The sequence below is a fragment of the Streptomyces sp. Tue6028 genome, assembly GCF_002300165.1.
GTDB lineage: Bacteria > Actinomycetota > Actinomycetes > Streptomycetales > Streptomycetaceae > Streptomyces > Streptomyces siamensis.
This window is the reverse complement of sequence record NZ_MLCE01000004.1, coordinates 26,695-51,876: the sequence shown is the minus strand read 5'-3', so window position 1 is coordinate 51,876 and position 25,182 is coordinate 26,695. Positions and strand designations below refer to the sequence as shown.

Here is a 25,182-nt window from a genome sequence, read left to right as displayed (position 1 = left end):
GGTGCTGGTGTGCCGGACGGCTAGTGGGTCGGGCTGCCCTGCGGCTGCTGCGGGGCGATGCCCAGCGCAGTCGTGTACTTGGCCAGTGCCAGCTTGCCGATCGCCGGGTACGGGCCGAGCGCCTCGGCGGCGGCGCAGCCCGCCTCCTTGGCGGCCGCGTCGAGCAGACCCGCGTCGAGCTCCGGCCCGATCAGGTACGGCGCGAGCGCCAGCTGCTGCGAACCCGAGCCGCGCAGCTGCTCGGCGGTGGCCGCGATCGCGCCCTCCACGTCGAGCGCCGCCGCCATCACCGGGACGGCGAGCCGGGCCGCGAGCAGCATGCCGGTGATCCCGGCCGCCTGCACGGCCTCCTCGCCGCCCACGGCGGCCAGGATGATGCCGTCCGCGGCGGTCGCGACGGTGAACAGCCGGGCGCGGTCGGCGCGGGCCAGACCCGCCTCGGACAGGCGTACGTGCAGCGCCTCGGCGAGCAGCGGGTGCGGGCCGAGGACATCCGTCAGGTCGGCCGCGACACGGCTCTCCATGACGGCCTGGCGGACGCGGCGGAGCAGCGCGTTGTCCGGACCGGCGAGCAGCGGCACCACGACGGCGACCGGCCCGTCGGGCTCGGCCACGTCCGCACCGGCGGCGCGCGCCTGCTCGAAGCGCGCGGTGCGCTCCTCGGCGGCGTGGGTCAGCACGGACTGCAGCGTGGGGAATTCGTCGTCCCCGTCCAGGTACCCGATACGGGCGTCGAGGCCGGGGAGCTCGGAGCGCGCGATGCTCACGACCTCCTCGGCGAGGCTGCGCGTGGCGGCGCTGGGGGTGCCCGGCACCGCGAGGACGAGCGCGGGCGCGCCCTCAGGAGCCGCCAGGGGTTCCGGACGGCGGTGCCGGCCGGGCTGGCGGGGTCGCGGCATTCGTACTGGCAGGCCGGACGCGGGCCCAGTGGGGGAGCTCATGGCGCCGCATGTTACTGGCTTCTTGGGCTCCCCTGTTCGGGGAGGGTGCAGGTGAGCGGTATCCGTCCGCTTTTGTCTGATGAGTTACGTACGGATCGGAAGTGATCGGTACCAACCCACTTGTGAGCCGGGTGAGATGCGCGGTGTTCGGCACACGTGTCACCCTCAGGTGTCCGACACGGCCGAACAATCCCCCATGTCGGTCATGGAATTCGACCGCGAGGCGCTGACCAGGGAGAGCGCTCGACGGGATGGGCGCGGCCCGTCGGATTCGCGCGCGCGTCGCGGACCGATGCCGGCCGGGTGCGCGTGGCGCGCGAGGCCGGGAACCGGCACCGGATGCGCCCGGCCGTCCGACTCCGGCCGCCCGTTTCCGGGAGTTCGTCCGCCCGTATCCGTTTCCGGCAGCTCGTCCGCCGACGTCTGTTTCCGGCTGTGTGTCGTCCTCCGGTCCGTCGCGGGCGTCCCGCTAGGGCTTTTCGGTCACCACGAACAGCATCCGCTCGTCCGTGGGCAGCGTGAGCCGGTCGTCGGCCAGGTCGGCGGCGATGCGCACGGCGCCGTCCAGCGGGTCGCCCGCGGCCGGTACCTGCCGGGCGTGCGGCAGCTGCCGCGCCAACTCCTCGCGCAGCGGCCCGAGCAGTGGCTCACCCATCTTGAACAGGCCACCGGTCAGGGCGACTCGGGCCTCGTCGCCGTCCGGGCAGACCGCCGCCGCGGACTCGGCCATCTGTGCCGCCGCCGAGCGCAGGATCTCGGCCGCCACCGGATCGGCCGCGGCGCAGGCCGCGACCTCGGGGGCGAAGGACGCGAGGGCGGCGGGCCGGTCCGTGCGCGGGTACAGCTGGGCCGGCAGCCCCGGCACCGGCCCGAACATCTCCTCCGCGCGCTCCAACAGGGCCGCGGAGCCTCCCCGGCGACCGTCGAAGGCCCGTACGGCCGCCTCCAGGCCGGCGCGACCGATCCAGGCCCCGCCGCCGCAGTCCCCGAGCAGATGGCCCCATCCGTCGGCCCGTCGCCAGCGGGTCAGATCGGTGCCGACCGCGATCAGTCCGGTGCCCGCGGCGATGACGGCGCCCGCGCGCAGGCCGAGGGCGCCGGTGTACGCCGTCACCGCGTCGGCGACCAACGCGAGCCGCCGCACGCCCAGTTCACGCTCCAGCGCGGACGGAAGGTCGGCGCGCAACGCGTCACCGAGCGTGGCGAGTCCCGCGGCCCCGACGGCGACGGCCGCGATTCCGTCGGCCCCCGCCACCGCCAGCAACCGGCGTGCCATCGGCACCAGTTGTCCGGCCAGATGAGCCGCGTCGATGCCACGCGGTCCCGTCCGGACCGGCTCCCGGGAGGTCAGGGGCGCGCCGAGTCGTTCGGGGGGAGCGCCGGGGTCCCGACCGTGCGCGGCCAGCACCGCGCGCAGTCCCGAACCTCCCGAGTCGACGGCGAGTACGGCGGTCGGTGCCGGTGTGGCGCCGGCCGTCACGGCAGGCGCCAGTCCACCGGCTGGGCCCCCTGGCGGGCCAACAGGTCGTTGGCCCGGCTGAAGGGCCGGGAACCGAAGAAGCCCCGGTCCGCCGACATGGGGGAGGGATGCGCGGACTCCACCGCGGGCAGGTCGCCGAGGAGCGGGCGCAGATTCCTGGCGTCGCGGCCCCACAGGATCGACACGAGAGGCCGCCCCCGTGCGGCGAGCGCCCGTATCGCCTGCTCGGTGACCTCCTCCCAGCCCTTGCCGCGGTGTGCGGCCGGGGTACGAGGGGCCGTGGTGAGCGCCCTGTTGAGCAGGAGCACGCCCTGCCGGGTCCAGGGGGTGAGGTCGCCGTTGGACGGCTGGGGCAGGCCCAGATCGGTGTTGAGCTCACGGAAGATGTTGATCAGGCTGCCCGGCAGCGGACGCACGTCCGGGGCGACCGAGAACGACAGCCCCACCGCGTGCCCCGGAGTGGGGTAGGGGTCCTGCCCGACGATGAGGACGCGTACCTCGTCGAAGGGCTGCTGGAAGGCCCGCAGGACGTTCGCCCCCGCCGGGAGGTAGGTGCGTCCGGCGGCGATCTCCGCGCGCAGGAAGTCGCCCATCCCGGCGATCTGTCCCGTCACGGGTTCGAGGGCTTTCGCCCAGCCCGGTTCGACGATTTCATGCAACGGTCGTGGTGCCACGGGCGTCACCCTACTGCCGTACACACGGCGGAGATCAAACCGGTGGGCCCGCGGCGACCGGGCCTGACCGATCCGTCGACGAACCGAGTGCTCCCGGGACAGGGTCCGCGACTTCCTGGCCCGCTCCGTTCCGGCTCGCCCTCCGTCGCGATGGGCACCCCGGGACCGGCCCGAAGGCCTCCCCGCGCACGGCACTTCGCTGTCGTCTCTCCCAGGACACCCACCGGCGTCTCCCCCCGCTTGCCTCAGCCGATGACAGCTGCCCGTACGCACAGCACGTCCGGCAGGTGCGAGGCCAGTTGCTTCCAGCTGTCGCCGTCGTCGGCCGAGGCGAACACCTCGCCGTTGCGGTTGCCGAAGTACACGCCGGCCGGGTCGGCGTCGTCCGTGCACAGGGCGTCGCGCAGGACCGTGCCGTAGTGGTCCTCTGCGGGCAGGCCGGCGGTCAGCGGCTGCCAGCTCTTGCCCGCGTCCGACGTGCGGAAGACGCGACAGCGCCGGTCGGCGGGGACGCGGTCCGAGTCCGCCGTGATCGGGAAGTTGTACGCCGTGTCGCCGCGGTGCGGATGCGCGGCGACCGCGAACCCGAACGTGGACGGCAGAGCGTCGCCGATGTCCGTCCAGTTCGCGCCCGCGTCGTCACTGCGGTACACGCCCCAGTGGTTCTGCAGATACAGCCGGTCGGGGTTCGCGGCGTCCCGCGCGACCTTGTGCACGCACTGGCCGAACTCCGGGTTCGGGTCCGGCAGGAACACCGCGGAGACACCGGAGTTGGAAGGGGCCCAGCTCGCGCCGCCGTCCTCGGTGCGGAAGACGCCCGCCGTGGAGACGGCGACCGTCACGGCGCGCGGATCGCGGGCGTCGGTGAGGATGGTGTGCAGCCCCTCGCCACCACCGCCGGGCACCCACTTCGAGCGGGTGGGGTGCTCCCACAGCGGACGGACGAGCTCGAAGGACTCGCCACGGTCCTCGGAGCGGTACAGCGCGGCGGGCTCGGTGCCCGCGTACACCACGTCCGGTTCGGCGGCCGCCGGGTGCAACTGCCAGACCCGCTCCAGCGAGGCGCCGGTGTCCTTGGGGAACTTGACGGCGGGCTGCGCCGGCTCGGTCCACGTCCGGCCCAGGTCGTCCGAGTGGAACACGGACGGGCCCCAGTGCGCGCTGTCCCCGCCGACCAGCAGCCGGGGACGCTCGCCCCGGGTGTCGATCGCGACCGAGTACACCGCCTGTGCGTTGAAGTACGGACTTTCGTCGAACTCCCAGGCGCCGCCGCGCCGTCGTCCGATGAACAGTCCCTTGCGCGTGCCTACCGTGAGCAGAACGTCGGCCATGCCGACCACCTCCGCGACGTCGTTGTCCCAGACACCGGCCAGTCTGCACCCCACCACTGACAGTGACCCCTGAACTAGTCGTCCGCGCAGGTCGCGGACGCCGTGTCGGGGCCTGACGGCGATCCCTTCGAGCTGCCTCCCGGCACATATGCGGCGTACCGTGATTCCAGGGACGGACGAGTCGACCGACCCGGCCTGAGCATCCGGCGGGCCGAGCGCGTATGGGAGGGGGACGGGGCGTTTCCGTGCGGCTGTGAGGAGGATGCCATCGATGGCGGCATTCCGAGGTCCGAAGGTCTGGCTGTGGCGGTGGCGGCGCAATCCGTTGCGGCGCCGCAGTGACGCCCTGGAGGCCTGGATCATGCTCGTCGCCTGGGTGCTCATCGTGCTCAGTGGCGTCTTCACCGGTCTACTGACCGCGCGGACCGTCGAGCGGGGCCTCGCCGTGGAACGCGCCCAGTGGCGCTCCGTCGCGGCCCAGGTCACCGAGGACGCGGTCGGTTCCGGCGCCACGGAGTCCGCGAGCGGCCTCGTCTGGGCGAAGGTGCGCTGGACCGCGCCGGACGGCTCGGCCCACACCGGCCAGGCGAGGGTCTACGCCGGGACGGAGGCGGGCACCCCGGTCACCGTGTGGACCGACCGGCAGGGGCGCCTCGTCACCAAACCGGCCACCGCCTCGCAGGCGCAGACCCGGTCCGCCATGGTCGGTGTCCTCGTGGGCGTGAGCGCGGCGGCCGTGCCCTTCGTCGGCGGCCGGCTGGTACGGGGCCGTCTCGAAAGGCGCCGCATGGACCAGTGGGACCAGGAGTGGGCGCGGATAGGACCCAGATGGGGCCGGACGACGAGCTGAGCCCCGGCCCTCCGCGGGCCCGACGGCGCTACGCCGCGTCCAGCACCGTGCGGCAGTCCCGCAACAGTCGTTCGTCCTCCAGGATGTCGTGACTGCCGTAGCCGCCGGACCGCGCCCGGTGCCGCCGCGGAGCGGCCAGCTCCGCGTGGACCAGATCGTGGACGGGCTCCGCCGCGCCGCCCATCCGGACGAGACACGCGGCGATCGTGCCGCGTGTGTACGCGTTCTCGTGCCAGGCGGTGCGGAACACCCGCAGCACGGGCTCCGGATCGCCGGCGATGTCCCAGAGCGCGCAGGCGGCGGCCGTCCGCTCCCAGACCTCGGCCGACTCCGCGAGCCGCCGCAGCTCCGGAAGCGCGGCGGCGGCGGGCGGCCCCACGCGGCCGAGGGCGTCCGCCGCCGGCCGCGCGTGGCCCGTCCCCTCCTCCGCGAGCCCCCGCATCAGCGGCGGAAGCACCGCGGTCAGGTCGCCCTCGACCGCCCAGAGCGCGGCGGCCGCCGGGACGGCGCTCGGACCGTCCAGCAGTTCGCGCAGCACCGGCGTCGCTGTCCGCGCGCCGGCCCCGAACGTCCCGAGCGTCCCGGCGAGCGCGCTCACGAGCGAGTCCCGCAGCGACAGCGTGCCGGGCGCGCCGTGCAGCAGCCGGAGTACTTCCGGCACCGCGGCGTCGTGCCGCAGCCTGCCGAGCGCGGACAGCAGCGGCGCGGCCCGGCCGTACGTCTCCCGGGAGTCCAGGGGCACCTCGCCGAGGCGCTGCCGCAGCAGCGGGGCCAGGGGCGCGGCGGCCGGGCCCAGGTACTCGATCGCGTGACCGACCTCGTTCGGGACGACGGGCTGGGTCAGCACCTGGGCCAGGGCGGGAACCGCCCGGGGATCCCCGGCCCTGGCCAGGGCCTTCAGCGGGCGGCCCAGGGTCGGCGTGCCGGAACCCCAGGCCCGCGGGTCCGACTCCACCAGAGCGGCGAGCCGGTCGGCGGCGGGCGCCGCGAGGGTGAAGAGGGACTCCAGGACCGACACCGCGGCGTAGCGCAGACGCTCCTCGTCCGCGGCGAGTTGCTCACCGATCAGGGCGATCGGCTCCTCGTACGAGGCACGCCACTCGCGGAACAGTCCCGCGGACATCCACACCGCGTTGCACCGGTCGGCCGCGTCCTTGCCGGTCAACTGCCCTTCGAGCAGGGCGATCCGGTCGGCGGTGCGGGAACCGAGTGCCGTGTGGAGCGTGCGCAGCAGCTGGGAGCCCTCCTCGTCCGCGGGCCGCATGCGGCGCAGATGTCCGATGAGCGTGTCCGTGCCGGTGCGCTCGGGCTCCTCCGATCCGCGGGCGCATCGCGACCGTGCGCGCAGCAGGGCGATGACGGTGGGCACCAGGTCGGCGGGGAGGCGGTCGGGTGCGCACCCCGCGAGCTGGCCGAGCGCGGCGAGCCGGAGCCCCGGCTCGTGCGGGGCGGCGCACAGCGCGGTCAGGCAGTCCACCGCCGGTGCGCCGACCCCGGCGTGCAGTCGCGCGAGCAGTCCGATGCCCTCGGCGAGGGCCAGCCGGACGCCGCCCTCCTCCTCGGCGTCCAGCCGTTCCCTCAACAGGCCGAGCACGCGCTCCGGTTCGTCGAGGAAGCGGACGAGCGCGGCCGGCACCGCGCGCCGTACCTCCGGGTCCTCGTCCGCGACCAGGCCGACGAAGGCCGCGGCCCCCGCCCGTATCGCCGCACGGGCCATCGCCCGATTGTCGCCGTCGCCGTCGCCGTCGCCGTCGTCGCGGTCGCCGTCCTCGCCGTGGACCGGGGCGGTGACGTCCTCCTCGGCGTCCCCGGCATCGTCGTCGTCCTCGCCGTCGTCCCCTCCGCCGATGCTGACGAGCAGTTCCACGATGCCGCCGCGGTCGGGGACTTCTGCGTGGGTGACGAGCTCGAACAGGAAGGGGATGCAGGCCAATGTCGAGTCGTACACGTCGCCCTGGTGGTGCACCGCCCCGTACATCCCGTCGAGCGCCCGCTCGCGCTCCTCGGGGTTCGCCGCGGCGAGCCCGCGCAACAGCCCCGGCACGTCCTCGGCGCTTCCGTACGCATGCTCCATCGAAGCCCAGCCGACCTCGTCGATCCCCCTGAACACGGCGTCCTCCCCAGGCATCCGGCAACTGATCGAGAGTGTGCACCACGGCACTGACAGTGACGCCGGGAAGCGTGCCGGGCGACGGCCGCGGGCGCCATGGCCGGAGTCCTGGACTGGGGCGATTCGCACGGGCGGGCCGGCGGGTCGGTCGGACGGGAGGACACGGCGGTGGCGGCAGAGGTCGGGGGCTTCGAGGACCCGTCCGCCGAGGTGCTGGCGGAAGCGGCCGCGGCGTTCGGGCTGCTCGCGTCGCCGGCGCGGCTGCACATCGTCTGGGCGCTGGCGCAGGGCGAGAGCGATGTGACCGGCCTCGCCGAGCGGGTCGGCGGCGCGCTGCCCGCGGTGAGCCAGCATCTGACCAAGCTGAAATTGGCCGGTCTCGTACGGTCCCGGCGCGAGGGCCGACGGCAGGTGTACTTCGTCGACGACCCGGACGTCGTGACCGTCGTACGCCTCGTGGTGGGCCAGTTAACCGACCGCGCCGCCCTGGCGGATCGCACCGCCGCCGGCGGTCGCTCCGCGCGCGGAGCGCTGCGACGCATCCGCGGCGTCGGCGCCTGAGACCGTCTTGGCCCCCGGCACGACCTCGGCGTCGCCGCGGCAGGACCGCTCGCGAGTCGGCGTGCCGCCCGCCGCGGAGGCGTACGCGTCGGACGGCCTCGCCGCAATGACGTCGCTCCAGCTGCTGCGGCACCTGGACACCGGCCCGCGAGGGCTGACCGAGGCCGAGGCGCAGGAGCGGCTGGTCCGCTGGGGAGCGAACGAGGCTCCGGACCGGCGCGCGACGTCCTGGCCGCGCTTGTTCGTCCGCGGAACGCGTGACCCCTTCACCGCTGTGCTGCTCTGCCTCGGTCTGGTGTCGGCGGCCGTGGCGGCCGGCGAAGGCGATGAAGGACGAGAACGCGCAGCCCGCTGCCCGGCAGGCGGTGCCGGAAGCCGCCCGGGCCGCCGAGGGTCCGGCTACGCCCCATCCGGCGCCGGAGGCGTCCGGCGCAGCGCACTGAAACCGGGCCGCGGCAGGGCGGGCGGGGCGAGAAAGCCTTCCGCGCGGGCGGCGGCGACGCCGATGCGCGGAAGGTCGCTGCTCTTCTCGAACAGCAGGTAGCGCGGTTCCCAGACGGGCCGGTACTTGGCGTTGGCGCGGTAGAGGGATTCGAGCTGCCACCAGCGCGAGAGGAACGTCAGCAGCGAACACCACAGCCGCAGCACGGGTCCGGCGCCCAGCCGGCCGCCGCGCTCGAAGACGGACCGGAACATGGCGAAGTTCAGGGACACCCTGCTGACGCCGATCTCCTCGGCACGCAGCAGGAGTTCGATGACCATGAACTCCATGAGCCCGTTCTCGGAGTTCCGGTCGCGGCGCATCAGGTCCAGCGACAGGCCCCGCTCTCCCCACGGCACGAAGCTCAGTACGGCCCTGGGCTCGCCGTCGCCGTCGTGGCACTCCAGCATGACGCAGCGCCCGTCGGCCGGGTCGCCCAGTCGGCCGAGTGCCATGGAGAACCCGCGCTCGGTCTCGCCGTCGCGCCACCGGTCCGCCAGGTCGGTCAGGGCGGCCATCTCGGCCCGGGGGATCTCGGCGTGCCGGCGGATGCGGACGGTGTGGCCGGCGCGGCGGACGCGGTTGTGCGCCTGCCGGACACCCCGCATCGCGCGCCCTTCCAGGGTGAAGTCGGCGCGGTCCACGATCGCCTCGTCGCCGAGTTCCAGGGCGTCCAGACCGTGCCGGGCGTAGATGGTGCCGGCTTCCTCGCTCGCCCCCATCACCGCGGGTGTCCACGCGTGCCGGCGCGCCTCGCGCAGCCAGGCGTCGATCGCGCCGGGCCAGGCCTCGGGATCCCCGATCGGGTCACCGGAGGCCAGCGTCACGCCGCCGACGACCCGGTAGGCGATCGCCGCCTTGCCGGTCGGCGACCACACGACCGCCTTGTCGCAGCGCAGCGCGAAGTACCCCAGTGAGTCCCGTTCGCCGTGCCTGACGAGCAGCTCCCGCAGGCGGTCCTCGTCGGGCGCGCCGAGGAGTTCACGGCCGCGCGGCGAGCGGAAGCAGGCGTAGAGCACGAGGAGGAAGGTCGCGGCCATCATGACGTTGATCAGGACGTCCACCCAGCGGGGTGCCGCGACGCTGTCGAAGCGGTCGGCGAGCGGTCCGACGCTGACGCCGCGCAGCAGGGTGTACGCGACGCGGTCGCTCAGCGGTGTCCCGGTGACCCGGTTGGTGGCGCCCACCAGCAGGGTGCCGAGGGTGGCGGCGACGAGCAGGCCGCCGGTGCCGACGGCCACGGCCAGCCTGGGGTTGGAGCGGTCGCCGACGGCGTGGAACTCCTTGCGCCCCACCAGCAGGGCGATGACGAAGAGTCCGGTGAGCAGGGTGGAGAGCCAGTTGAAGCCGTGCCGCTGATACCGGTCCTGGGTCAGTGCGGCGACGTAGAGCACGAAGAGCGGGCCGGCCAGCAGCATGTTGAAGATCCACGCCGCCCGTTTGCGGCGCCGCATCACCACGGCGAGGAACAGGGCCAGCGCCGCCGAGACCAGTCCCGCGGTGGCGAGGTACGGGGTGAAGTACTGGCCTCCGTTGTGCTCGATCACCTCCTGGCGGAAGGTCAGCGACACCACCGCCACCAGATTCAGCGCCGCGAGCAGGCGCAGGTACCAGACGGTGAGGGTCGCCGCCCGCAGTCGTGCGGCGGTGGCCCGTTGTCCGGGCCGGTGGGCCGGACGTGACCTCGTGTTCCGCTGTTCCGGGACGAGCACTGACTGTTGTACGGACACCGTGGAGCAACACCTTGGGGAGAGGCCGGGGCGAACCGGTGCGGATTGTGGCCGGGGAGCGCAGTGGGGGGCTGCGGCCGGGAACCCTACATGGTGTAGGGAAAAGACTGGTTATGGAGAGGTGAAGGGGTAAGGAGGCGGTGAGAATCGCCCGTCGCCCGTCGCCCGTCGCCCGTCGCCCCGTCGCCTCACCGGCCCGCCAGGCCCCGGCCGGGTTCCGGACAGACCCTCGCGCGTCCCCGCGGGGTGGCGGCCCTCGGTCCCTCCGGTGCTGCTACTTCTTCGTCCTGTCCGGTGCGCGCAGCCAATCGGAGCGGCCCGGCCGTGGGTGGCCCAGGGCCCGGGGCGGGCACGGCTTCGCACTCTCCCCGGCAGGGCGGTTGCGTGTCGTCGCCCACCACAGGAGGTCACCCAAGGCGGCGCCGGCCGTGACCACGGCCAGGATGACACCCGTCATGGTCAGCCCGTCGTCGAGGTGCGGGCGCCCGTGCAGGGCGTGCAGATCGAACCCGCACAGGTGGTACACGCCCACCGCGGCGACCCCGAGGCTCGGTACCAGCAGGGCCAGCACGGACATCGGCCCGCGGCCCGCGCGCCCGTCGTGGCGTTCCTTCAAGGGGTCCCCCGTCGCGTATGAGCCGGTTCACCACCGGGACCCTACTTCACGTAGGGTCCGACCGATCCTGGGGTGACGTCCTCCCCCTCATGGACCGGTGGGGAGCGGTCCTCAGTTCCCGTTCCGGGTGGGTGTCCTGGGTCACAGGCCCATCGGTGCCCGGCCGCACGCGGGTGCGGCCGGCGCCGGCCGCACCCCCGGGCGGGGCCTACACGGACCGGTGGTACTGGTCCGGCACGTGCACGTCGCCCCCCAGCTCCCGCGCGGCGAGTCGCGCGAAGGACGGGTTGCGCAGCAGCTCGCGGCCCAGCAGCACCGCGTCGGCCTCTCCGTTGGTGAGGATCTTCTCGGCCTGCTCGATCTCGGTGATGAGACCGACGGCGGCGACGGGCAGGGAGGTCTCGTTCTTCACGCGGGCGGCGAAGGGGACCTGGTAGCCGGGCTCGACGGGGATGCGGACGTCGGAGGCATTGCCGCCGGTCGACACGTCGAGCAGGTCCACGCCGTGCTCGTGCAGCTGGGCGGCGAAGCGGACGGTGTCGTCGGCGCTCCAGCCGTCCGCCTCCAGCCAGTCGGTGGCGGAGATGCGGAAGAACAGGGGCTTGCTGTCGGGCCAGACCTCGCGCACGGCGTCCACGACCTCGAGGGCGAAGCGGGTGCGGTTCTCGTACGAGCCGCCGTACGCGTCGGTGCGGTGGTTGGAGTGCGGGGACAGGAACTCGTTCAGCAGGTAGCCGTGGGCGCCGTGGATCTCTACGACCTCGAAACCGGCGTCCAGGGCGCGGCGGGCCGCGTCGGCGAACTGCCCGACGATCTCCTGGATCTCGGCGACGGTCAGCTCGGCCGGGACCGGGTGGCCTTCGTCGTAGGGAAGCGGGCTGGGGGCGAGCGGCTGCCAGGCGAGGGCGCCGGGGGCGATCGGCGCGCCGCCCTTCCAGGGGCGCTCGGTGGCCGCCTTGCGCCCGGCATGGGCGAGCTGGACGGCCGGCACGGTGCCTTGTGCGGACAGGAAGCCGGTGATGCGGCGGAACGCCTCGACCTGCGTGTCGTTCCAGATGCCGAGGTCGTACGGCGAGATCCGGCCCTCGGGGGAGACGGCGGTCGCCTCGACGATGATGAGCCCGGTGCCGCCGGTGGCCCGCGCCGCGTAGTGGGCGAAGTGCCAGTCGTGGGGGGCGCCCGCCGCGGCTCCTTCGGGTGCGGCGGAGTACTGGCACATGGGCGGCATCCACACCCGGTTGGGGATGGTGAGCTCGCGCAGGACGTAGGGCTCGAAGAGAGCGCTCACGGCGGACTCCATTCGTCACGGGACCGGTGTACGTCTCGTACGATAGGCATCGTAGTACGGGAGATGTCAAACTACGAGAGATCTCGTACAATGCGTGCAGGACGACAGCCCCGGAGGAAGTTCCCGGACGAAGTGGAGCCGCCGTGACGACCGCCGCCCGTGCCAACGGCAGCCGCGACCTGCCGCACCCCGCACTCGAGGAGATCCGCCTGGAGTCGGTGCTGCACGCGCTCTCCGACCCCATGCGGCTCCAGGTCGTGCGAGAGCTCGCCGCCGACGGCGACGAGCTCTCCTGTTCGCATTTCGACCTGCCGGTCACCAAGTCCACCACCACGCACCACTTCCGCGTGCTGCGCGAGAGCGGGGTCATCCGGCAGGTCTACCGGGGCACGGCGAAGATGAACGGCCTGCGCCGGGACGATCTGGACGACCTCTTCCCCGGGCTCCTCGACAGCGTCCTCGCGGCGGCGGCCCGTCAGGCCGACCGGCTCGGCGGCTGAGGCGCCGGGATCCCCGGTGGCCCGACGGCTGAGGTGCCGGGATCCCGGGTGGCCCGACGGCTGAGGTGCCGGGATCCCCTGTGGCCCCACGGCCGCGGGCCGACCTATCCGATGGCCTTGACGGCTGCGTCCCCGCGTCCCCAGTCGTCCGACGGCGTGGCCGGCCGTCGGCCGCCGGTGTCTGCCGCTACGCCTCCGCCGCCACCGAAGGAGGCGTGGGCCCGGCGGCGTCCCCGGCCGAATCCGCTGTGCCCGGCAGGTGGTTGAAGAGCAGGTTCAGGGCGATCGCGGTCAGGCAGCCCGCGCTGATCCCGCTGTTCATCACCGTCTGGAACCAGTCCGGGAACTTCGCGTACACCGTCGGCACTCCGACCGGCAGCATGCCCACGGCGACCGAGACGGCCACCACCGTCAGGTTGTTGTTGCCCTTGAAGTCCACCTCGGCGAGGGTGCGCAGGCCGCTGGCGGCGACGGTTCCGAACATCACCAGGCCCGCGCCGCCCAGCACGGGCGCCGGGATCGCGGCGACGATCGCTCCCAGCTTGGGCAGCAGGCCGAGCAGCACGAGGATGCCGCCCGCGGCGGCGACCACCCAGCGGCTGCGCACGCGCGTCATCCCGACCAGGCCGACGTTCTGCGCGAACGCCGTGTAGGGGAAGGTGTTGAACACGCCGCCCAGGACCGTCGACAGGCCGTCCGCGCGCAGGCCGTCGGCGAGCGTGCGCGGCTCGACGGGACGGTCGGTCATCTGGCCCACCGCGATGAAGTCACCGGTGGTCTCGGTCATCGTGACGAGGGCGACGACCAGCATCGAGACGATCGCGGAGACGTGGAACGTCGGCGTGCCGAAGTGGAACGGCGTGCTGATCCCGACCCAGTCGGCGTCCCCGACCCCGTCGAAGTCCGTGAATCCGAAGGGGATGGCGACCGTGAGGCCCACGGCGATGCCGATCAGGACCGCGATGCGGCCGAGGAAGGCCGGCGCGAACCGTTGCACGGCCAGCACCACGGCCAGGACGAAGCCCGCGAGCGCCAGGTTCTTCGGCGCGCCGAAGTCCTCCGCGCCCACTCCGCCGGCCGCCCAGTTCCCGGCGACCGGCAGCAACGAGACACCGATGATCAGGATGACCGTGCCCGTGACCAGGGGAGGGAAGAACCGCAGCAGTCTGCCGAAGACCGGGGCGAGCAGGACTATGGCGAGGCCCGCCACGATCACCGACCCGTAGATCGCGCGCAGTCCGCCGCCGGTCGTCCCGATCAGCACCATCGGCGACACCGCGGCGAAGGTGCACCCCTGCATGATCGGCAGTCGTACCCCGAAGCGCCAGAAACCCACGCACTGGATGAGGGTGGCGATGCCGCACACCAGGAGGTCGGCGGTGATCAGATACGCCAGATCCGCGGGCGACAGCTTCAGCGCGCCACCGACGATCAGCGGGACGGCCACCGCGCCCGCGTACATCGCGAGCACGTGCTGAAGCCCGAAGGCCGCCAGTTGGCGTACGGGTGGAACCTCGTCGACGGGATGCACGGGAGCGGCGGTGGTGGCCATGGGCACTCCAGGAGCGGCGGGAAGCGGGTGGGGGTGAAGAAGGGTGAACAGGCCCCGACCGTAAGCGGCTTGAACAGTTTGTTGATGTCCGGGCTGTTGCCGATGTGTGTCATGCCCACGGAAGCCGTGTCGACTCCACCGCGCCCCGCCGTGCGTGCCGACGCACCTGTCACGAACCCGTCGTACGCGCCGCCGCCAGCAGTGACGTCCAGTCGGGCAGCTTCACCACACCCCGGCCGAGCGAGGCGCCGAGTTCCGCCTCGGCTCGTTCGATCGCCTGCCACCCGGCCCACTCGACCGGCCGTACTCCCTCCGCCCGCAGCGCCGCGAGAGGATCCCCGGCCACCTCGCGCCGTACGAGGGTGTCCGCGTCCTCCAGCAGTGAGGTCACCGTCTCCTTGGCGCACGGCCGGTTGGTGCCGATGACGCCCGTGGGGCCGCGCTTGATCCAGCCCGCCACGTACTCGCCCGGAGCGATCGCGTCGTCCCGCAGGATCCGGCCCGCCCGGTGCGGCACCGTGCCGTGTCCGGCGTCGAAGGGGAGTCCGTCGATGGGCACCCCGCGATAGCCGACCGAACGCAGCACCAGCTGGGCCTCGATGTCCTCGAACCGCCCCGTGCCCGCCACACCGCCCTGCCCGTCCGGCACGGTCCGCTCGAAGCGCACCGCTCCCACCCGCCCGCCGTCGGCGAGCAGTTCGACGGGGCGCAGGAAGAACCGCGGTCGGATCCGCCGCGGGCGGCCCTGCACCGGCGCGTCGGCCCAGCCTCGCAGCACCTCCACGTTGCGCCGCTGCGCGGCCGGCAGGCCGGACGGATCCAGGTAGGCCGGGTCGAGCTCCAACTCGTGAGGATCCACGACGATTTCGGTGTCGGGCAGGGATCCCAGCTCACGCAGTTCCTTGGTGGTGAAGCGGGCCTGGGAGGGGCCCCGCCGCCCCACCATGCTGATCTCCGTCACCTTGCTCGCGGCCAGCGCGGCGAGCGCCGCCTGCGGCATGTCCGTGGGGCTCAGCTCGGCCGCGCCGCGGGCCAGGATCCGGGTCACGTCCACGGCCACGTTCCCGACGCCGATGACCACGGCCGAGCGCACGCCGAGCACGAACTCCTCCGCGGCGGCGTCGGGGTGCGCGCTGTACCAGGAGACGAACTCGGTGGCCGACCAGCTGCCGGGCAGGTCCTCGCCGGGCACGCCGAGATGACGGTCGGTGGCGGCGCCCACGCAGTACACGACCGCGTGGTAGAGGTCCCGCAGGCGGGCGACCGGCACCCCGTCCGGGCCGACCTGGACGCCGCCCAGGAACCGCACCCGCTCGTCCTCCAGGACGGCCCGCAGGTTGTTCTGGAGCGATTTGATCTTCTCGTGGTCGGGGGCCACCCCGTAGCGCACCAGGCCGTAGGGGCACGGCAGCCGGTCCAGGACGTCCACCCGGACATCGGGCACCTGGCTCTGCTGGACGAGGCTCTGGGCGGTGTAGACCCCGCTGGGACCTGAGCCGACGACGGCGACATGCAGCACGGCGGAACTCCTTAACCGAGGGTTCTGGAAGAACGCTGACAGGAGATCGCTGACGGTTCCAGGATCGCACCGCCGATGCTCGGCTGACAGGGTGCGGCGCGTGTCGTGTCCGCGCGTGTCCGTTCGAATGGCATGTGATCATGCGGTTACGTTCCGCATGTGCTGGAAGCATCCTTTCTCGATCTGAACGGCCGCTGCCGCGCGGACGGCGTGGTGTCGGTGTGGCCCGTCTGGCAGGTGCGTGACCACCGGACCGCCACCTCCTGGTTCGACGTCCGGCTGGTCTTCGCCGACGGTGCCCAGGTCGAGGTCCTCGCCGTGCTGTCCGGGGCCGGGGTGACGATCGAGGACGTACGGGCTCAGCCGCCGCTCTCCCTCGACGACCTCGCGGTGCTCTCCGACTGGATCGAGGCGCCGCTCTTCGAGGCGTGCGGTGCCGCGGCCCGGCCCGCGGGGAGGCGTGAGGGCGCACGCGGCGACGAGGGGGAGGGCGCGCACTGCGACGAGGGGGAGGGCGGGCGGACGGAGCCGGCGCGCCGGGCCCGGCGCGCGTGGCCGCGTGGCACCGAGGGCCGCAGGCTGGCGGCGGAGAAGTACCGCGCCGCCCAGGAGGACGGCCAGGACCCGGTGCTGGCGGTCATGTGCGCCACCGGCCACAGCCGGCGCAAGTCCCTGCGGCTCATCGCGGGGGCGCGGGAGGCCGGTTTCCTGACCCCTCGTCACGCACGGCGCTGAGCATGCGGGTCGAGCGACGCCCGTCGGGACCCGGTCACTGAAGTGCGCGCATCCTGCCGATCTCGCTGGTCTGCTGCGCGATCACGTCATCGGCCATCTCCTCGATCTGGATGTTGTTGCCCTCGGACTTCACGTCCGTGGCCATGGTGACCGCCCCGTCGTGATGCGTGATCATCAGCTTCAGGAAGAGCTCGTCGAACGCCTTTCCCTTCGCCGCGCGCAATGCCTTGAGCTGGTCCTCCGTCGCCATACCGGGCATCGTCGCGTGCTCGTGCTCCGTGACCGCCCGCTTGCCGCCGTTCGTCTTGAGCCAGCTCTTCATGGTGGAGATCTCCGGGCCCTGTGCGGCGGCGATCCGTGCGGCGAGCCGCTTCACCTTGCCGGACTCCGCCTGCTTCGGGGCGAGTTCGGTCATCTCCAGCGCCTGGGTGTGGTGGACGATCATCATCCGGGCATAGGTGAAGTCGGCCGAGTTGGGGGAGTCGTCGTCGCTCCGCTGCTTCGCGGCCTCTTCGGCGGACAGGGTCTCGGCCGCCTCCCCGGGCTTGCCGGGCGCGATGACCGAAGGGCCGGGCGACGCCGAGGACTTGGCGCCGGAGTCCGAGTCGCAGCCGGCGAGCGCGAGTGCGGCCACGGTCAGCGACACCGCGGCCAGCAGCGCACGGGGCGTGGGTCTCGGGGACGCGCTGGACGTACGGCGAGCGGACACGGCGACCTCCTGCGGCTCATGAAGCGACGGATACATCACGGGTGTTGATGTCCGTCCTAGCACGCTTCCGAACGTGGCTGATCAAAAACATTCATTACGAGTACGTTGCCGTCTGTTGATCTCTGCATGGGACGGACGATACTTCAGGGGTCCGTGAACCGTTCGACCTTGAACGGCACAAGGGAGGAAACAGTGACCCTGTTGAACGATCCCCGAACGCGGCACAGACGCCTGGGAGTTGCCGCCGCCGCGGTGGGACTCCTGGCCGCGCTGGTCACAGCCGGGCCGGCGGCCGCCACCCCCGACCCCGGGGACGGCCCCGCGGCACGGGAGAAGGTCTCCCGGAGCGACGCCGCCGAAGCGAGGGCCGCGGTGGCGAGCGGGGAGATACCCGGCCAGGACGAGATCGTCCACTCCGACAACATCCAACACCTCGCCAATGTCCCCAAGGAGGCCTTCACCGGCCTCAATTCGGACCTCGCCTTCCAGGGCAAGTACGCCTTCGCCGGCAACTACGACGGCTTCCGCATCTTCGACATCAGCAACCCGAAGGCGCCCCGGACCGTCGCGCAGGTGCTCTGCCCCGGCTCGCAGAACGACGTGTCCGTCTCCGGCAACCTGCTCTTCCTGTCCACCGACTCCTCGCGCAGCGACAACTCCTGCAACAGCACGACGCAGCCCGCGACCGAGAAGTCGTCGTGGGAGGGCATGAAGGTCTTCGACATCAGCGACAAGTCGAACCCCAAGTACGTCGCCGCCGTCGAGACCGCGTGTGGTTCGCACACCCACTCGCTCGTGCCCGACGGCAAGAACGTCTACCTCTACGTCTCCTCGTACTCGCCGAGCGCCACCTTCCCCGACTGCCAGCCGCCGCACGACGGCATCTCGGTCATCAAGGTGCCGCGGAACGCTCCCGAGAAGGCGGCGGTCGTCAACTTCCCGGTGCTGTTCCCGGGCGAGGGGCCGGACGGCGGCGGCAACCCGGGCGGGCCCACCAACCCCGGTGTCTCCAAGACCACCGGCTGCCACGACATCACGGTCCTGCCCTCCAAGGACCTCGCCGCGGGCGCCTGCATGGGTGACGGCATCCTGTTCTCCATCAAGGACCCGGAGCACCCGAAGGTCATCGACCAGGTCGAGGACAACGTGAATTTCGCGTTCTGGCACTCGGCGACCTTCAACCAGAAGGCCAACAAGGTCGTGTTCACCGATGAGTTGGGTGGCGGCGGCGCGGCCACCTGCAACGCGGCGATCGGCCCGAACCGCGGAGCCGACGGCATCTACGACATCGTCGGCAAGGGTGACAAGCGCAAGCTCGTCTTCCGGAGCTACTACAAGATCCCCCGTCACCAGGCGGACACCGAGAACTGCGTGGCCCACAACGGCTCGCTGATCCCCGTCAAGGGCAAGGACCTCATGGTCCAGGCCTGGTACCAGGGTGGCGTCTCGGTCTGGGACTTCACCGACTCGTCGGCACCGAAGGAGATCGCCTACTTCGAGCGCGGCCCGCTGTCCACCGACACGCTCCAGGTCGGCGGATCGTGGTCGGCGTACTACTACAACGGCTACATCTACTCGAACGACATCGCCAAGGGCTTCGACGTCCTGAAGCTCGACGACCGGCGCACGGACCCGGCCAAGCGGGTCCGGCTGAGCGAGCTCAACGTCCAGACGCAGCCGGACTACTTCGACTGACCGTCCGCCCGGGCGTCCGCCTGGCGGTCCGAACGGCCCACCGGCTGTTCGTCCGTCAGGCGGTCCGGGGCATCGCCGGTCCGGTGCTCCGGCCGGTCCGCGGCCTGGTCCTCGGGCTGCCGACCGGTCGCGAAGAACCGTGACAGATCCGTCTCACACGTCCCGCCGGGCACCTCGGTCTCCGGCGGGACACCCATCTCCCAGTCGAGGCGGTACCGCTTGAACAACTCGGCCCGCAGCGTCGGTATCGGCATCGGAACACCCGGCACCAGGGCCGAGTACACCGCGCCCATCAGCAGCGCCCGCAGCATCGGGTAGTCGGTCCCGGCATCCGGCGAGCCGTACCCGGCCATCGTGTCCCGGAGCAGTTGGGCGAGGCGCTGCTGCTCGGGACACTGCACGAAGCCCTCGGCCTGCAACAGGCCGGCCATGTGCTGGCGCATCAGGACGGGCTGGTCGCGGGTGAGGCCGAGGATCGCGTCGATGGCCCGCGCCATCCGCTCCCGTCCGTCCTCGGTACGCGGCTCGCTCTCCAGCCGCTCCTCGAGCGTGCGGTGCATCAGCCGGTGCACGGCGGACTGCAGCAGCTGGCGCTTCCCGGGGAAGTAGTACGACACCAGGCCGCGCGCCGATCCCGCGCGGTCCGCGATGTCCCCGAGCGTCGTCGCCTCGTAGCCGCGCTCGCTCACCAACTCCACGGCTGCCTGCAACAGCCGCTCCCGGGAACGCCGCCGCAACTCTTCATTGACCGAGGCGCTGCGCGGGGACATGCTGTAACTCCTGCGTTGACTGGCTGCCAGCCAACTATACTCAACGCGTCCGGAGCAGACCCTTCGTGGGTCCACTCCGGCCTGCCGTCTGCCTCGGGTGACACGGGGGATCATCCGAGGCGGACTGGCGGGCGAACGGGCGAACGGGCGACGTTGCCGTCAGTCGACCAGACCGAGCACGGGCCGCAGTCCCTCCGGGCGCCCGGCCGCCGGCAGATGGTCGACGAAGAACACCTCACACCCCAGGGCCGCCGCGCCCCCGTCGGCCCGCCGGTCGTCGCCCACCATCAAGGTGTCCTCGGGCGCGACGCCCAGCGCGTCGCACGCGACCGCGAACAGCCGTGGATCGGGCTTCTGGATGCCGTGCTCGTACGAGAGCACGTACGTGCCGACGTACGGGTCGAGGCCGTGCTCCCGGAAGACGGGGCGCAGGTCCCAGCCGATGTTGCTGACCACACCGACCGCGACCCCGCTCTCGCGCAACGCGGCCAGCACCTCGGCGGCGTCCGGGTAGGGGTTCCAGGCGTCCGGCACCATGTGCCGCTCGTACAGGGCGTCGTGCAGACCGGGACCGGGCAGGGGCACCTGGCGGGAGACCGCCGTGTACGCGGCACGGTGCAGCTCGGCGCTCCGGTCGCGGGTACGCCACAACTCGTCGAGACCCTCGGGCACGCGCCCCGGGCGTCCGCCGCCCGGCATCGCACCCACCGCGTCCAGGGCCTGTGCCGCCGCGGTCAACTCGTCGTCGGGCAGGGTGAGTCCGGCGTCGCGAAGCACCGCGCGCAGCCAGGAATCGGTCGGTTCGGCGCGGAAGAGGGTTCCGGAGAAGTCGAAGAGCACACCTTTGATCCTCATGGCGGAGATCCTTCGCGGCGCCTCCACGGGGGTCAAGGGTGCCCGGGGTCGCGCCATCGCTCGTACGAGGCCACGGCGAGGACGACCACCAGCGCGCCGATCAGCCAGCCGCCCAGGACGTCGGAGGGCCAGTGCACGCCGAGCCAGATCCGGGTCCAGCCGACGCCCACGACGGTGACGACGGCCAGGGCCGACGCCGTGCGCCGCAGCCCGCGTCCCGCGCCGTACCGGTACAGCAGCCACAGCAGCAGCCCGCACACCACCGTGGCCGTGAGGGCGTGGCCGGAGGGGAAGGCCGCGTAGTGGGCTCGGTCGACGGGGTCCCGCCAGACCGGGCGTTCGCGGCCGACCGCCCATTTCAGCGTCTGTTGCACCGCCGTGCCCAGCGCGCACGCGGCCGCCACCCACAGGGCGAGCCACCAGTCCCCGTGCTTCCACACCAGCCAGATCACCGCGACGGCGCACACCGCACGCATCGTCCACGGGTCCCACACCCAGTCCGTCAGCACCCGGAACACGTGGGTGAGGCCGGGCTCGTCGACGGCCCAGGTGTGCGTGGTGCGGGCGATGTGGCCGTCGAGGGAGGTCAGCGGGTGCCAGGAGAGCGCGACCAGCAGGACGAGCGCGAGGGACAGCACGGCCAGGATCACGGCGGCCGGCACGACGCCGCGGAGACGTGGGCCGCGCGGGGCTGGGGCACGAGGGTCGGGTGCGTCGGGGGGAGGGGCGGCTGCCGGGGAGTGCATGGAGTGATCCTCGCCGACGCCCGGGGCGCCGGGCCAACACCCGCTCCGCGACGCACCGGACGCGCCCGGCGTGCGAGGGAGCCCCCGGGCTGTCGGAAGGAACCCACCACCGAGGGGGATCCCGGGCTGTCAGGAGGAACCCGCCGGGCTGCCCGCCGGGCGGCGCAGGTGTGCGTCGGACAGGACCTAGCCCAGCGCCCGCAGCCCGGGCACGAACGCCACCAGGACAGGGACCACCGGGACCAGCGCGGCGGCGGCCGTCAGTCGCAGCCGCCGGGCCGCCGTGAGCCGGTCGGGGGGAGTGAGCAGGCGGTTCACGCGCTGCGGGACGTGCGCCTCCGGGGTGGGGCAGGGGCCGAACACGCCCCGGTCCTCGTTGAGTTCCACCAGGGCCAGGGCGATCGTGAGGCGGCCGAAGCGGCGCGAGGCCACGTCGTCGGCGGCGAGTTCGACGAGCCGGTGCATCTCGTCGCGGAAGGCGGCGAACACCGGCACCTGGGGGAAGCCGGTGGCCAGCGCTGCCGAGGAGTGCAGCAGCCAGTCGTGCCGGGCTCGCGCGTGCCCCTGCTCGTGGGCGAGTACGGCGTCCAGCTGTCGTCCCTTGAGACGGCGCAACGCGGCCGTGGTGATGACGAGTTGGGGCGCTGTGCCGGGCAGCCACCAGGCGTCGGGGCGCTCGCCCTCCAGTACCACCAGACGGTCGGCGCTCGGCTCCTCGCCGGGCAACAGCGGGGCGCGCAGGCGCAGTTCGGCCCGGCTCTGCCGGCGTCGCGCACGGGCCCGCAGAATCTCCCGGACCAGCATCGCTCCGGTCCACACGCCACCGCAGGCGAGTGTCACGGCGGTCGTCGCGGCCCACGCGCCGCCCTTGCTCAGCGCGTACGCGTCCACGACGGAGCGCGGCGCCGGACCGAACACATGGCCCCGCACCGCCACCCACGCGGCGGCCGCGCTGAGCGTCATCGACAGGGCGCAGCACAGCAGGACGGCCGCCACCACGCACTGCCAGACCCACAGGGCGACCACCGGTTCACGGTCCGGCCAGTCGGCCCGTGCGAGCAGTCGTGGAGCCACCACGGCGACCACGGCGCCGAGCAGCAACAGTGCCGCGGGGACCATCATGGCCCGAAGCCTATGAGCGGGGTGTCGGCGCTGGATACGGGCCGCGAGGGCAAGTGACGCACGCCACGGTTTCGTACGGCGCTCTAACGCCTCGCGTCCGGTCCCGCGCTCGACGGGCCCGCCCAGGGAGCCGTGTCCGACGAGTCGGTCTCAGAGGGCGACCAGCATGGCCAGCATGGCGATCCCCATGGACAGGCGGCAGGCCCGCGACAGTTCGGGCCGGTCGCCCCAGCCGACGGCGCGCGTGCTCCCGGCGGTGGCGCTCCCCAGGGGCAGCAGCCGGGCGCCGGAGCGCAGGACGTACGCGGTGAAGTACAGCAGGAGCGCGCCGGTGACCAGGGGGATGCCGGAGCCGCCGTGGTGACCGTGGTGGCCCGGGGAGACGGCCATCGTGACCGCCATGTAGACCATCGCCAGGGCGCCCATCAGATGGTGCAGGTGGTGCGGGTCCGACCGGGCCGTCCACAGGGCGCGCACGGCGGCGGCGCCGAACACGGCGGTGTAGACGAGCCAGGCCCAGCGCGGCGGGGCGGCCACGGCGGCCGGGACCGCCATCGCGGCCATGCCGAAGCCCATGAGGGCCTCGCCGCCCGCGGTCCGGCGCTGTTCCTCGACACGGCTGCGCATGCGCAGCAGGCAGTAGGCGCCGGTTGCCGCGCACAGCGCGACGAGCAGCCAGCCGGGCGAAGCCGGTCCGTGCACCCTGTACCTCCCCGCTCTCCGATGTCGGACATCGGGCAGTCGGTCTGGACATGCCCCGAGCGTCCGGTGCGCAAGCGAGCGCAAGGGTGTACGTGGGGGAGCGTGCGGGAGTGTGCGCTGGTGAGGGGTGTGACGGGGGGTATGTTTTACGAGTAAAACACCTGCTAATATTGTTTCCATGAGTAGTGCGACCGCCCCCAGGACCCCCCGCGTACGGCGCCTGCCGCTGGCTGGAGTGCTGCGTCTCGGCAGACCGTCCGACATCTGGTTCAAGCCCGCGCTGAGCGCCGTCGTGGCCGTCGCCCTGCCCAACCTGACGCTCCTGGCGCTCGGCCGCCTCGACCTCGCCATGTACACGATGGCCGGCTCGCTGTGCGCCCTGTACGCCCACAACCGCCCCTATGCGGCGCGGGCCCGCGCCGTCGCCTGGGTGGTGCTCGGCATGCTCGGCGGCCTCGCCGTCTCCCTCGTCACGGCCTCGCTCACCACGAACGCCGTCGTGCTGGTCACCGTCGGAGCCCTGCTCGCCGCCGCGCAGAAGGTGCTCTGCGACGCCACACGCATCGGGCCGCCCGGACACGTCGTCCTCGCCTTCATCTCCTCGGCGGCCCTGTTCGCGCCGCAGTCCCTCGGCCAGGTGCCCGGCCATCTCGCGCTCGGCGCGGCGGCCGGTGTGTGGGCCTGGATCGTCTGCATGGCCCCGGGCCTCGTCCGCCCGCACGGCCCCGAGCGCCGCGCCACCGCGCACGCGCTGGACGCGGCCGCCGCGTACGTCGAGGCCAGGGCGGCCGGGGCCGACGGCGCACGGGCCCGCGCCGCCGCGGCCGCCGCCGTGCACGGCGCCTGGCAGTGCCTGCTGTCCACCGGAGCCCGCTCCGCACCCCGGCGCTCCCTCGAACGACTGCTCGTGCGCGCCGAGGTCGCACTGGCCGCGCCCGCCGACACGGACTCCGGGCGGCTGCGCGACTGGGCCCGCGACCTGCGCGGCAACCACCCCGTGCCGCGTCCCGGCGACCTCTCCGGGACCGCCGACGAACTCCTCGGTGTCGAGGCCGCGCTGACCTTCGGGGAACCGCCGCTGTTCCGCCGCCTCGGCCCGCTCGCACCCATCGCCCTGCGCACCGCGCTCGGCTGCGCGCTCGCCGGGTACGTCTCGCTCGCCCTCGGCGTCGGCCGCCCCTACTGGGCACTGGTGACCGCTGCCTCGCTCTACCAGGCCAACGTCACCCTGACCTGGAACAGGGGCGTGCAGCGCGTCGTCGGCAACCTCGTCGGCGTGCTCGCCTTCGCGGCGATCGCCCCCCTCGCCCACCTCGGCCGCGCGGCCCTCGTGCTGTGCTGCCTCGCCCTCAACTTCGGCGCCGAGGCGCTGATCGGCCGCAACTACTGGCTCGGCAGCATCTGCGTGACCCCGATGGCCCTGCTGATCACCGAGTTCGCGCGGGTCCAGCAGCCCGGCGAGCTGATCACCGACCGTGTCGTGGACACTCTCGTGGGTGCGCTGGTCGGCTTCGTCGCCGCGATCGCGGTGACGAACCGCAGGGCCGGCGACCGCATCGAGCAGGCGCTCGTCGCCGTCGAGGGCGCCCGTGAGCGCGCCGCCGCGCTGCTGGCCGCGGAACATCCCGGGCCCGGTGCCCTGGAGTCGGCCCGACGGGATCTGTCCGCCGCCGTGGTCGCCCTGCGCGCCGCCGCGGACGCCGCGGCGGGCGAATGGTGGCAGCGCGCCCTGCCGGAGGAGCGGGTCGTGCGGGCCGAGCAGCGCGGACACCGTACGCTCGCGGCGACGGTACGACGGCAGGGACTGCACTGCTTGGAGGGCGCACAGGCATGACGACAGCGGACGGGCGGGCGCACGCGGAGGGCACTCCCGGGGGGAGGGGCCACTCGGAGGCCGTACCCGCCGAGCCGGGGGCCGCCGGGGGAGTGCCCGTCGGCCGGGAGGACGGCGCGGACGCGCCCGCCGGGTCCGCGGGTGCCGGGAGCGACCGCCTCGCCGCGACGGCGCCCGTCGGTCACGGGGGGAGCGAGGAGCGCCGGGAGCAACAGGAGCGCGGGGAGCACCGGGAGCGCGGGGAGCACCGGGAGAGGTTGGACGGTCCCGCCGGTCCCGCCGGTCCTGCCGGTTCCGCCGGTCCTGCCGGTTCCGCCGGTCCTGCCGGTTCCGCCGGTTCCGCCGGTCCGGCGGGCGAGGAGGCCGCCCCCGGCGCGCGGG

General features: G+C 73.1%; 22 protein-coding genes and 1 pseudogene. 7 read left to right on the top strand and 16 right to left on the bottom strand.

Annotated elements, in window-relative coordinates; all coding sequences use genetic code 11:
- Positions 1-20: 20 nt before the first annotated feature.
- The 4 genes from BKI49_RS03290 to BKI49_RS03275 all read right to left on the bottom strand — a co-directional run bounded on the left by BKI49_RS03290 (position 21) and on the right by BKI49_RS03275 (position 4,426).
- Positions 21-941 carry a sirohydrochlorin chelatase gene (locus tag BKI49_RS03290; RefSeq protein WP_095932659.1) on the bottom strand — a complete coding sequence of 307 codons (921 nt, stop codon included), beginning with the start codon at positions 939-941 and terminating at the stop codon, positions 21-23.
- A gap of 469 nt (positions 942-1,410) precedes the next feature.
- On the bottom strand, positions 1,411-2,421 hold the full coding sequence (locus BKI49_RS03285) for an N-acetylglucosamine kinase (RefSeq protein ID WP_095932658.1): 1,011 nt from the start codon (positions 2,419-2,421) through the stop codon (positions 1,411-1,413).
- Complete coding sequence (locus BKI49_RS03280; RefSeq protein ID WP_095932657.1) at positions 2,418-3,095, bottom strand: uracil-DNA glycosylase; 678 nt, start codon at positions 3,093-3,095, stop codon at positions 2,418-2,420. Before BKI49_RS03280 ends, BKI49_RS03285 begins: the two co-directional genes overlap by 4 nt.
- A gap of 245 nt (positions 3,096-3,340) precedes the next feature.
- Positions 3,341-4,426 carry a WD40/YVTN/BNR-like repeat-containing protein gene (locus tag BKI49_RS03275; protein WP_179332320.1) on the bottom strand — a complete coding sequence of 362 codons (1,086 nt, stop codon included), beginning with the start codon at positions 4,424-4,426 and terminating at the stop codon, positions 3,341-3,343.
- Between the two features lie 271 nt (positions 4,427-4,697).
- Here BKI49_RS03275 and BKI49_RS03270 point away from each other — a divergent pair, with 271 nt between their 5' ends.
- Positions 4,698-5,276: an Rv1733c family protein gene (locus tag BKI49_RS03270; protein ID WP_095932655.1), complete on the top strand. Its 579-nt coding sequence runs from the start codon at positions 4,698-4,700 to the stop codon at positions 5,274-5,276.
- 28 nt (positions 5,277-5,304) lie between these two features.
- Here the strand turns inward: BKI49_RS03270 and BKI49_RS03265 are convergent, their stop codons facing one another.
- A complete protein-coding gene (locus tag BKI49_RS03265; RefSeq protein WP_095932654.1) occupies positions 5,305-7,386 on the bottom strand; it encodes a HEAT repeat domain-containing protein in 2,082 nt (693 codons plus the stop codon).
- A 168-nt stretch (positions 7,387-7,554) separates the two neighbouring features.
- On the opposite strand from BKI49_RS03265, the gene BKI49_RS03260 reads away from it, so the two are divergent.
- Positions 7,555-7,947 carry an ArsR/SmtB family transcription factor gene (locus BKI49_RS03260; RefSeq protein WP_095932740.1) on the top strand — a complete coding sequence of 131 codons (393 nt, stop codon included), beginning with the start codon at positions 7,555-7,557 and terminating at the stop codon, positions 7,945-7,947.
- Positions 7,948-8,053: 106 nt separating this feature from the next.
- Positions 8,054-8,236: pseudogene (locus BKI49_RS35655) on the top strand (cation-transporting P-type ATPase); the annotation flags it as partial.
- A 110-nt stretch (positions 8,237-8,346) separates the two neighbouring features.
- Here BKI49_RS35655 and BKI49_RS03250 read toward each other — a convergent pair.
- From BKI49_RS03250 to BKI49_RS03240, 3 genes are all read right to left on the bottom strand, one after another.
- The gene (locus BKI49_RS03250) at positions 8,347-10,158 is read right to left on the bottom strand and encodes a phosphatidylglycerol lysyltransferase domain-containing protein (RefSeq protein WP_095932653.1); all 1,812 of its coding nucleotides are present in this window, start codon (positions 10,156-10,158) and stop codon (positions 8,347-8,349) included.
- Positions 10,159-10,432: 274 nt separating this feature from the next.
- Entirely contained in the window at positions 10,433-10,774 is a 342-nt protein-coding gene (locus BKI49_RS03245) for a hypothetical protein (protein WP_143658372.1), read from the bottom strand.
- A 208-nt stretch (positions 10,775-10,982) separates the two neighbouring features.
- Positions 10,983-12,062, bottom strand: coding sequence for an NADH:flavin oxidoreductase/NADH oxidase (locus BKI49_RS03240; RefSeq protein WP_095932738.1), 1,080 nt, complete (start codon positions 12,060-12,062; stop codon positions 10,983-10,985).
- 143 nt (positions 12,063-12,205) lie between these two features.
- On the opposite strand from BKI49_RS03240, the gene BKI49_RS03235 reads away from it, so the two are divergent.
- Positions 12,206-12,562: an ArsR/SmtB family transcription factor gene (locus tag BKI49_RS03235; protein WP_095932651.1), complete on the top strand. Its 357-nt coding sequence runs from the start codon at positions 12,206-12,208 to the stop codon at positions 12,560-12,562.
- Positions 12,563-12,749: 187 nt separating this feature from the next.
- Here BKI49_RS03235 and BKI49_RS03230 read toward each other — a convergent pair whose 3' ends face one another.
- Both BKI49_RS03230 and BKI49_RS03225 read right to left on the bottom strand, forming a co-directional pair.
- Entirely contained in the window at positions 12,750-14,114 is a 1,365-nt protein-coding gene (locus BKI49_RS03230) for a nucleobase:cation symporter-2 family protein (RefSeq protein ID WP_095932650.1), read from the bottom strand.
- Between the two features lie 169 nt (positions 14,115-14,283).
- Entirely contained in the window at positions 14,284-15,633 is a 1,350-nt protein-coding gene (locus BKI49_RS03225; RefSeq protein ID WP_095932649.1) for an FAD-dependent oxidoreductase, read from the bottom strand.
- Between the two features lie 213 nt (positions 15,634-15,846).
- Here BKI49_RS03225 and BKI49_RS03220 point away from each other — a divergent pair, with 213 nt between their 5' ends.
- Positions 15,847-16,368, top strand: coding sequence for a DUF6214 family protein (locus BKI49_RS03220; RefSeq protein ID WP_095932737.1), 522 nt, complete (start codon positions 15,847-15,849; stop codon positions 16,366-16,368).
- A 34-nt stretch (positions 16,369-16,402) separates the two neighbouring features.
- Here the strand turns inward: BKI49_RS03220 and BKI49_RS03215 are convergent, their stop codons facing one another.
- The gene (locus BKI49_RS03215; RefSeq protein ID WP_373557514.1) at positions 16,403-17,077 is read right to left on the bottom strand and encodes a DUF305 domain-containing protein; all 675 of its coding nucleotides are present in this window, start codon (positions 17,075-17,077) and stop codon (positions 16,403-16,405) included.
- A 192-nt stretch (positions 17,078-17,269) separates the two neighbouring features.
- On the opposite strand from BKI49_RS03215, the gene BKI49_RS03210 reads away from it, so the two are divergent.
- Entirely contained in the window at positions 17,270-18,772 is a 1,503-nt protein-coding gene (locus tag BKI49_RS03210; RefSeq protein ID WP_095932647.1) for an LVIVD repeat-containing protein, read from the top strand.
- On the opposite strand, the gene BKI49_RS03205 is transcribed toward BKI49_RS03210, so the two are convergent.
- From BKI49_RS03205 to BKI49_RS03185, 5 genes are all read right to left on the bottom strand, one after another.
- Positions 18,760-19,542, bottom strand: coding sequence for a TetR/AcrR family transcriptional regulator (locus BKI49_RS03205; protein WP_095932646.1), 783 nt, complete (start codon positions 19,540-19,542; stop codon positions 18,760-18,762). The genes BKI49_RS03210 and BKI49_RS03205 overlap by 13 nt on opposite strands.
- Positions 19,543-19,701: 159 nt before the next feature.
- Entirely contained in the window at positions 19,702-20,397 is a 696-nt protein-coding gene (locus BKI49_RS03200; RefSeq protein ID WP_095932645.1) for an HAD family hydrolase, read from the bottom strand.
- A 32-nt stretch (positions 20,398-20,429) separates the two neighbouring features.
- A complete protein-coding gene (locus tag BKI49_RS03195; protein ID WP_095932644.1) occupies positions 20,430-21,143 on the bottom strand; it encodes a phosphatase PAP2 family protein in 714 nt (237 codons plus the stop codon).
- A 186-nt stretch (positions 21,144-21,329) separates the two neighbouring features.
- On the bottom strand, positions 21,330-22,265 hold the full coding sequence (locus BKI49_RS03190) for a M56 family metallopeptidase (RefSeq protein WP_095932643.1): 936 nt from the start codon (positions 22,263-22,265) through the stop codon (positions 21,330-21,332).
- Positions 22,266-22,415: 150 nt separating this feature from the next.
- Positions 22,416-22,967, bottom strand: a complete 552-nt coding sequence (locus BKI49_RS03185; protein ID WP_095932642.1) for a DUF5134 domain-containing protein — start codon at positions 22,965-22,967, stop codon at positions 22,416-22,418.
- Between the two features lie 178 nt (positions 22,968-23,145).
- Here BKI49_RS03185 and BKI49_RS03180 point away from each other — a divergent pair, with 178 nt between their 5' ends.
- Positions 23,146-24,801: an FUSC family protein gene (locus tag BKI49_RS03180; protein ID WP_095932641.1), complete on the top strand. Its 1,656-nt coding sequence runs from the start codon at positions 23,146-23,148 to the stop codon at positions 24,799-24,801.
- Positions 24,802-25,182: the final 381 nt, after the last annotated feature.

Coding starts and splice junctions, on each gene's coding strand:
- BKI49_RS03230 (WP_095932650.1), bottom strand. CDS start 14,114: ATGGCCACCACCGCCGCTCCCGTGCATCCCGTCGACGAGGTTCCACCC.
- BKI49_RS03200 (WP_095932645.1), bottom strand. CDS start 20,397: ATGAGGATCAAAGGTGTGCTCTTCGACTTCTCCGGAACCCTCTTCCGC.
- BKI49_RS03180 (WP_095932641.1), top strand. CDS start 23,146: ATGAGTAGTGCGACCGCCCCCAGGACCCCCCGCGTACGGCGCCTGCCG.
- BKI49_RS03290 (WP_095932659.1), bottom strand. CDS start 941: ATGAGCTCCCCCACTGGGCCCGCGTCCGGCCTGCCAGTACGAATGCCG.
- BKI49_RS03190 (WP_095932643.1), bottom strand. CDS start 22,265: ATGATGGTCCCCGCGGCACTGTTGCTGCTCGGCGCCGTGGTCGCCGTG.
- BKI49_RS03275 (WP_179332320.1), bottom strand. CDS start 4,426: ATGGCCGACGTTCTGCTCACGGTAGGCACGCGCAAGGGACTGTTCATC.
- BKI49_RS03205 (WP_095932646.1), bottom strand. CDS start 19,542: ATGTCCCCGCGCAGCGCCTCGGTCAATGAAGAGTTGCGGCGGCGTTCC.
- BKI49_RS03195 (WP_095932644.1), bottom strand. CDS start 21,143: ATGCACTCCCCGGCAGCCGCCCCTCCCCCCGACGCACCCGACCCTCGT.
- BKI49_RS03270 (WP_095932655.1), top strand. CDS start 4,698: ATGGCGGCATTCCGAGGTCCGAAGGTCTGGCTGTGGCGGTGGCGGCGC.